Below are 7,500 nucleotides of genomic sequence, written 5' to 3' on the forward strand. Positions count from 1 at the left end.
GTGGAAAATATTTCGGACTTATGGAATAAAGCATTAGCCGAGATTGAGAAAAAAATTAGCAAACCAAGCTTTGAAACGTGGTTAAAATCGACATCTGCTCATTCGCTAAAAGGCGACATACTTATTATTACCGTTCCAAACGAATTTACAAAAGATTGGCTCGAATCGCGCTACACACGGCTCATTGAGCAGACACTCTATGACATTACCGGAGAAGAGTTAAAAATTAAATGCACAATCCCTAATCATCAAACACTAGACGAATTTGATCTAAAACCATCGAGCAAACCGCGAAAACACGATGACGAACAAACAGAATTTCCACAGAGTATGCTGAATCCAAAGTATACATTCGACACTTTTGTCATTGGATCTGGCAATCGCTTTGCCCACGCTGCATCTTTAGCAGTAGCAGAAGCACCGGCCAAAGCATACAACCCCCTTTTCATTTATGGTGGTGTAGGCCTAGGCAAGACGCACCTCATGCACGCAATCGGACATTACGTTCTTGAACATAATCCGTCAGCAAAAGTTGTTTATTTATCTTCGGAAAAGTTTACAAATGAATTTATTAATGCCATTCGCGATAATCGTCCAGATGATTTTCGCAACAAATATCGTAACGTGGACGTACTGTTAATAGATGATATTCAATTTCTTGCAGGAAAAGAACAGACACAAGAGGAGTTTTTCCATACGTTTAATACATTACATGAAGAAAGTAAGCAAATTGTCATATCGAGTGACCGACCTCCAAAAGAAATTCCGACGTTAGAAGATCGCCTTCGTTCTCGTTTTGAATGGGGATTAATTACGGACATCACTCCTCCTGATTTAGAAACGAGAATTGCTATTTTGCGTAAAAAAGCAAAGGCGGAAGGCTTCGACATCCCGAACGAAGTGATGTTGTACATCGCCAATCAAATCGATTCGAACATTCGTGAATTGGAAGGTGCACTCATTCGCGTCGTAGCTTACTCCTCTTTAATTAACAAAGAAATTAACGCAGATTTAGCAGCAGAAGCATTAAAAGATATCATTCCAAGCTCCAAACCAAGAGTCATTACAATCCAAGACATTCAACGCGTTGTTGGGGAGCATTTTAACTTGAAGCTCGAAGATTTTAAGGCAAAGAAACGAACAAAATCAGTTGCGTTTCCCCGCCAAATTGCCATGTATCTTTCGCGCGAGCTGACAGACTGCTCACTTCCGAAGATTGGTGAGGAATTTGGAGGGCGTGATCATACGACTGTCATCCATGCTCACGAGAAAATTTCGGCACTCATCCAAACAGACGTTCAATTACAAAAACAATTGAAAGAAATTATGGAGAAGCTGAAATAATGTGAATAACTGCTTTATGTTTGTGCACAGTCTGTCCACATGTGGATAGTCTGTGCTTCCTTTGTTTTATTCACTTATCCACATAATCACACCACCTAGTACTACGATTAATAGTTTTTTAAAAAAATATAATAAATAAGTTAGGGAGGTTTTCTTTGTGAAAGTTATTATTGATCGCGACCACTTAGTGAGAAGTGTCCAAGATGTGATGAAAGCTGTATCATCCCGAACAACGATTCCGATTTTAACTGGAATTAAAATTGTTGCCTCGAAACAAGGCGTTACTTTAACAGGAAGTGATTCCGATATTTCGATCGAATCATTCATTCCAGCTGAAGAGGAAAATCAAGTCATTGTAGACGTCATTACCCAAGGTAGCGTTGTCTTACAAGCACGATTTTTTAGTGAAATTGTTCGTAAGTTGCCGAAAGAAACGGTAGAAATCGAAGTAAAAGACAAATTCGTCACGACGATCCGCTCCGGAAAAACCGAATTTCATTTGAATGGATTGGATCCAGAAGAATATCCACGGCTACCACAAATTCAAGAGGAAAACATGTTTAAAGTACCAGCTGATTTACTAAAACATGTCATTCGCCAAACGGTATTTGCGGTGTCTACCTCAGAAACACGCCCGATCTTAACAGGTGTAAATTGGCGGATTGAAAATAACGAACTGATGTGTACTGCAACAGACAGTCATCGACTAGCAATGCGGAAAGCAAAAGTAGAAACGGAATCAGAAGCGTATTACAACATTGTCATTCCAGGCAAAAGCTTAAACGAGTTAAATAAAATTCTCGAAGAATCAAATGAGCCTGTTCATATTGTCGTAACTGAAAACCAAGTGTTGTTCAAAACAAAACATTTATTGTTTTTCTCAAGGTTGTTAGACGGAAACTACCCAGATACATCTCGGTTAATTCCAACAGAAAGCCAAACAGATATGATTGTTAAAACAAAAGAGTTTTTACAAGCAATCGATCGTGCATCATTGCTAGCACGCGAAGGAAGAAATAACGTTGTTCGTTTATCAACATTGTCTGACAAAGTCGTTGAAATTTCGTCGAACTCACCTGAAATCGGAAAAGTGGTCGAAGAAGTACAATGTGAACAGGTAGAAGGTGAAGAATTAAAAATTTCTTTCAGCGCAAAATATATGATGGATGCATTAAAAGCGTTAGAAGGGGCGGAAATTAAAATTAGTTTTACTGGTGCCATGCGGCCGTTCGTCATTCGACCACTTCATGACGACTCTATGCTTCAATTAATTTTGCCTGTACGCACATACTAAAAAGCTGCTAGAAGATCTAGCAGCTTTCCTTTTCTTCCCCCTTCTTTTTTAGTACAATGAAAAAATGGACACTTTTATAGAAAGTGAGCGGATGAGGCATGAAAGAAATAAAAATTTCAACGGAAACAATTACGCTTGGACAATTTTTAAAACTAGCAAACGTCATTTCAACAGGTGGAATGGCGAAATGGTTTTTACAAACAAACGATGTGCTCGTCAATGGCGAACGGGAACAACGCCGCGGTCGGAAGTTGAAAGTAGGAGATGTTGTTCATATTCAAACAATTGGTACATTTACGATTCGTTCGTAAAGGCGGGAGGCACCTTTGTTTTTAGAACAATTAACTTTAAAAAATTACCGGAACTATGAGCAAGGTTGTTGGCAATTTCGAAATAATGTAAACGTCATTTTAGGAGAAAACGCTCAAGGGAAGACGAATATTATGGAATCCATTTACGTCTTGTCGATGGCGAAATCACACCGAACAACAAACGATAAAGATTTAATTCGTTGGGAAGAAGATTATGCTAAAATAGAAGGTAAAGTAGAAAAGAAAAACGGTCAAATTTTTTTACAGTTGATCGTGTCGAAGAGAGGAAAAAAAGCAAAATTAAACTATATTGAACAGGCAAAATTAAGCAGCTACGTTGGTCATATGAACGTTGTCATGTTTGCCCCTGAAGATTTAAACCTTGTCAAAGGGAGCCCACAAATTCGAAGACGCTTTATCGATATGGAAATTGGCCAAGTATCACCTGTTTATATGCACGAGCTCGGACAATATCAAAAAGTGTTGCAACAAAGAAATCAATATTTGAAACTGCTTCAGTCGAAAAAACAGACGGACGAAACGTTTCTTGATGTGCTTACGGAACAGCTTGTAGAGCTCGCTGCAAAAATCACTCTAAAAAGATATGAATTTATTGAATTGTTACAAACGTGGGCTAAACCAATCCATGCTGAAATTAGCCGGGGCAATGAACAACTAGGGATTCACTATTGTCCTTCAGTTGATGTATTAGACGGGCAACAATGGTCGAGAATAGTAGAAGTGTATAACGAAAAGTTCGCAAAAATAAAAACAAAAGAAATAGAACGAGGTACAACGCTCATTGGGCCACATCGAGATGATTTATCGTTCACGATTAACGGGAAAGATGTGCAAACGTTCGGTTCACAAGGTCAACAACGAACGACAGCTCTTTCATTGAAACTAGCTGAAATCGATTTAATTTTTTCGGAAATTGGCGAGTACCCTATTCTTTTACTTGATGATGTACTATCAGAGCTTGATGATTTTCGCCAAACGCATTTATTAAATGCTATCCAAGGCAAAGTACAAACATTTGTAACGACAACGAGCATAGATGGGATCGAGCATCGCGTCATTCGTGAGGCAGATGTGTATGAAGTTGTCTCTGGACAAATGATGAAACGATAGTTTTTCTATAAACCTCGAACGCATTGTTCGAAAAGGAAAGCGTAGGTGATCAATAATGGCGATGGAACAAAGAGAACAAGTCGTTTATGATGAAAGCCAAATCCAAGTTCTCGAAGGGTTAGAAGCGGTACGAAAAAGACCAGGAATGTATATCGGATCAACCGGTCCAAAAGGATTACACCATCTCGTTTGGGAAATCGTTGATAACAGCATTGATGAAGCGTTAGCTGGATTTTGTACAGAAATTAACGTCATTGTTGAAGAAGATAACAGCATTACAGTAATCGATAACGGCCGTGGGATTCCTGTTGGCATCCATGAAAAAATGGGGAGACCAGCTGTTGAAGTAATTATGACTGTGTTACACGCCGGTGGAAAATTTGGCGGCGGTGGATATAAAGTGTCTGGCGGTTTACACGGAGTTGGGGCATCTGTTGTAAATGCGTTGTCAGAAGAATTGGAAGTATATGTGCATCGTGATGGAAAAATTCACTATCAAAAATATACGCGCGGCGTGCCTTGTTTTGATTTGCAAATTGTAGGGGAGACAGATCGGACAGGGACAACCATTCATTTTAAACCAGATCGAGAAATTTTTGTAGAAACGACTGAGTATGATTATGATACGCTCGCACATCGCTTACGAGAGCTTGCTTTTTTAAATAAAGGGATTCGCATTACGCTAGAAGATCGCCGTGGCGAAAAACGGCGCAACGAATATTATTACGAAGGTGGAATTTCTTCATACGTCAAACATTTAAATCGGACGAAAGAAACACTTCACGAGGAACCGATTTACATTGAGGGGGAAAAAGACGGGATCCAAGTTGAAATCGCCTTGCAATACAACGATGGCTATACGAGTAATATATACTCATTTGCTAATAACATTCATACGCATGAAGGCGGTACACATGAATTAGGTTTTAAAACGGCATTAACGCGAATCATTAATGATTACGGCCGAAAAAACAATATGTTTAAAGAACAAGATGCCAATTTAACGGGGGAGGATGTGCGGGAAGGATTAACGGCAATCATTTCCGTAAAACATCCGTCTCCACAGTTTGAGGGACAGACGAAGACAAAACTTGGAAATAGCGATGCTCGCACCGCGACAGAGTCTATTTTTGCGGAGCAATTTGAAAAGTTTTTACTTGAAAATCCATCAATCGCCAAAAAAATTGTTGAAAAAGGAATTTTAGCTTCACGGGCACGTCTAGCAGCTAAACGGGCGAGAGAGTTGACGAGAAGAAAAAATGCTCTTGAAGTATCAAGTTTGCCTGGGAAATTAGCGGATTGTTCTTCGAAGGATCCATCGATATGTGAACTGTATGTCGTTGAGGGAGATTCAGCGGGTGGTTCTGCAAAACAAGGACGTGATCGTCATTTTCAAGCGATTTTACCGTTGCGTGGAAAAATTATTAACGTTGAAAAATCAAGATTAGATAAAATTTTATCAAACAATGAAGTACGTGCCATTATTACGGCTCTTGGTACAGGAATTGGAGAAGAGTTTGATATTACAAAAGCTCGTTACCATAAAATTATTATTATGACAGACGCTGATGTTGATGGAGCGCATATTCGTACACTGTTGCTGACATTTTTCTACCGCTATATGCGCGAGGTCATTGAACAAGGTTATGTTTATATCGCTCAGCCACCTTTATATAAAATTCAGCAAGGAAAACGAATTGAGTATGCATATAGTGATCGACAACTTGAGGAAATATTAGGACGTTTACCGGAACAACCAAAACCGATTATTCAACGTTACAAAGGTCTTGGAGAAATGAACCCAGAACAACTTTGGGAAACGACGATGAATCCAGAAACGAGAACGTTGCTAAAAGTGAGTTTGCAAGATGCGATGGAAGCAGACGAAACGTTCGAGATTTTAATGGGAGATAAAGTAGAACCACGTAGACAGTTTATCGAAGAAAATGCGAAGTATGTAAAAAATCTTGATATTTAAGCATGTCGGAGAGTGTTTGTTCACCCTCCCCTCGTTTTATTATTTTGTTAAGTAAGGGAGGTTCGTCTATATGTCTGAACGTGTAAAAGAAATAAGTATTAGTCAAGAAATGCGTGCATCGTTTCTTGACTATGCTATGAGCGTCATCGTATCGCGTGCACTTCCTGATGTGCGTGACGGGCTAAAACCGGTACATCGCCGAATTTTATATGCGATGCACGATTTAGGGATGACAGCGGACAAGCCTTACAAAAAGTCCGCACGTATTGTCGGTGAAGTGATCGGGAAGTACCATCCACATGGCGATGCAGCAGTGTACGATACGATGGTGAGGATGGCACAAGATTTTAACTATCGATATATGCTCGTTGATGGTCATGGAAACTTTGGGTCAATTGATGGAGATGCCGCAGCAGCTATGCGTTATACGGAAGCAAGAATGTCGAAAATTTCGATGGAACTGTTGCGGGATATTAACAAAGACACGATTGATTACCAAGATAACTACGACGGATCGGAACGTGAGCCCATTGTGTTGCCGGCTCGTTTTCCAAATTTACTCGTAAATGGATCTTCAGGTATTGCGGTCGGGATGGCGACAAACATTCCGCCGCATCAACTCGGGGAAGTCGTTGATGCTTTATTAGAGTTGATGAAAGATCCTGATATGACCATTGCTGAACTAATGGAGTATTTGCCTGGTCCAGACTTTCCAACAGGCGCGCAAATTATCGGAAGAGGCGGTATACGAAAAGCGTATGAAACAGGACGAGGTTCGATTACATTACGCGCGAAAGCAGAGATTGAACAAAAAGAAAACGGAAAAGAAACAATTATTGTCCGAGAATTGCCTTATCAAGTAAATAAAGCAAAGTTAATTGAAAAAATTGCTGAACTTGTACGTGAAAAGAAAATAGAGGGCATTACGGATTTGCGTGATGAATCTGATCGGAGCGGCATGCGCATCGTTATTGAAGTAAGAAGAGATGTAAGTGCCCATGTGGTGCTCAACAATTTATACAAACAAACAGCTTTACAAACAAGCTTTGGTATTAATATGCTTGCTCTTGTTGACGGTCAACCAAAAGTGTTGAACTTAAAACAATGTTTACAACATTATTTAGATCATCAAAAGATTGTCATTCGTCGTCGTACGCAGTTTGAATTAAACAAAGCAGAAGCGCGTGCCCATATTTTAGAAGGGTTACGCATTGCCCTTGATCATTTAGACGAAGTGATTGAGCTTATTCGTCAATCTGCGACTGTAGACGTAGCGAAAGAAGGATTAATGACGAAGTTCCAGTTAAGCGAAAAACAAGCGCAAGCCATTTTAGATATGCGTCTGCAACGTTTAACGGGATTGGAACGCGAAAAAATTGAACAAGAATATGCGGAGCTAGTGAAGCTCATTGCGCATTTAAAAGCCATTTTAGCTGATGAAC

6 protein-coding genes (1 of these 6 only partly in view) are annotated in these 7,500 nt (G+C 39.7%); all 6 read left to right on the forward strand.

Annotation, left to right across the window (positions count from 1 at the left end):
- Entirely contained in the window at positions 1 to 1,344 is a 1,344-nt protein-coding gene (gene dnaA, locus ACPF7I_RS00005; protein ID WP_430745491.1) for a chromosomal replication initiator protein DnaA, read from the forward strand.
- A gap of 157 nt (positions 1,345 to 1,501) precedes the next feature.
- Positions 1,502 to 2,638, forward strand: coding sequence for a DNA polymerase III subunit beta (dnaN, locus tag ACPF7I_RS00010; protein WP_430745490.1), 1,137 nt, complete (start codon positions 1,502 to 1,504; stop codon positions 2,636 to 2,638).
- 98 nt (positions 2,639 to 2,736) lie between these two features.
- The gene (gene yaaA / locus ACPF7I_RS00015; protein ID WP_042536408.1) at positions 2,737 to 2,949 is read left to right on the forward strand and encodes a S4 domain-containing protein YaaA; all 213 of its coding nucleotides are present in this window, start codon (positions 2,737 to 2,739) and stop codon (positions 2,947 to 2,949) included.
- Between the two features lie 15 nt (positions 2,950 to 2,964).
- Positions 2,965 to 4,080 carry a DNA replication/repair protein RecF gene (recF, locus tag ACPF7I_RS00020; RefSeq protein WP_430745488.1) on the forward strand — a complete coding sequence of 372 codons (1,116 nt, stop codon included), beginning with the start codon at positions 2,965 to 2,967 and terminating at the stop codon, positions 4,078 to 4,080.
- A 61-nt stretch (positions 4,081 to 4,141) separates the two neighbouring features.
- Entirely contained in the window at positions 4,142 to 6,058 is a 1,917-nt protein-coding gene (gyrB, locus tag ACPF7I_RS00025; RefSeq protein ID WP_430746017.1) for a DNA topoisomerase (ATP-hydrolyzing) subunit B, read from the forward strand.
- 70 nt (positions 6,059 to 6,128) lie between these two features.
- Positions 6,129 to 7,500, forward strand: partial view of a DNA gyrase subunit A gene (gene gyrA, locus ACPF7I_RS00030; protein WP_430745487.1) — the 5' portion only. Its footprint extends 1,085 nt past the window's final position; 1,372 of the gene's 2,457 nt are visible here — the first part of the coding sequence; its start codon is at positions 6,129 to 6,131; its stop codon lies off the right edge, out of view.

This window comes from Anoxybacillus dikiliensis (assembly GCF_050613275.1).
In the GTDB taxonomy this organism is placed as follows: Bacteria; Bacillota; Bacilli; order Bacillales; family Anoxybacillaceae; genus Anoxybacillus.

Excerpts from the sequence above, each read along its gene's own strand:
- gyrB (WP_430746017.1), top strand. The coding sequence starts at position 4,142 with ATGGAACAAAGAGAACAAGTCGTTTATGATGAAAGCCAAATCCAAGTT.
- yaaA (WP_042536408.1), top strand. The coding sequence starts at position 2,737 with ATGAAAGAAATAAAAATTTCAACGGAAACAATTACGCTTGGACAATTT.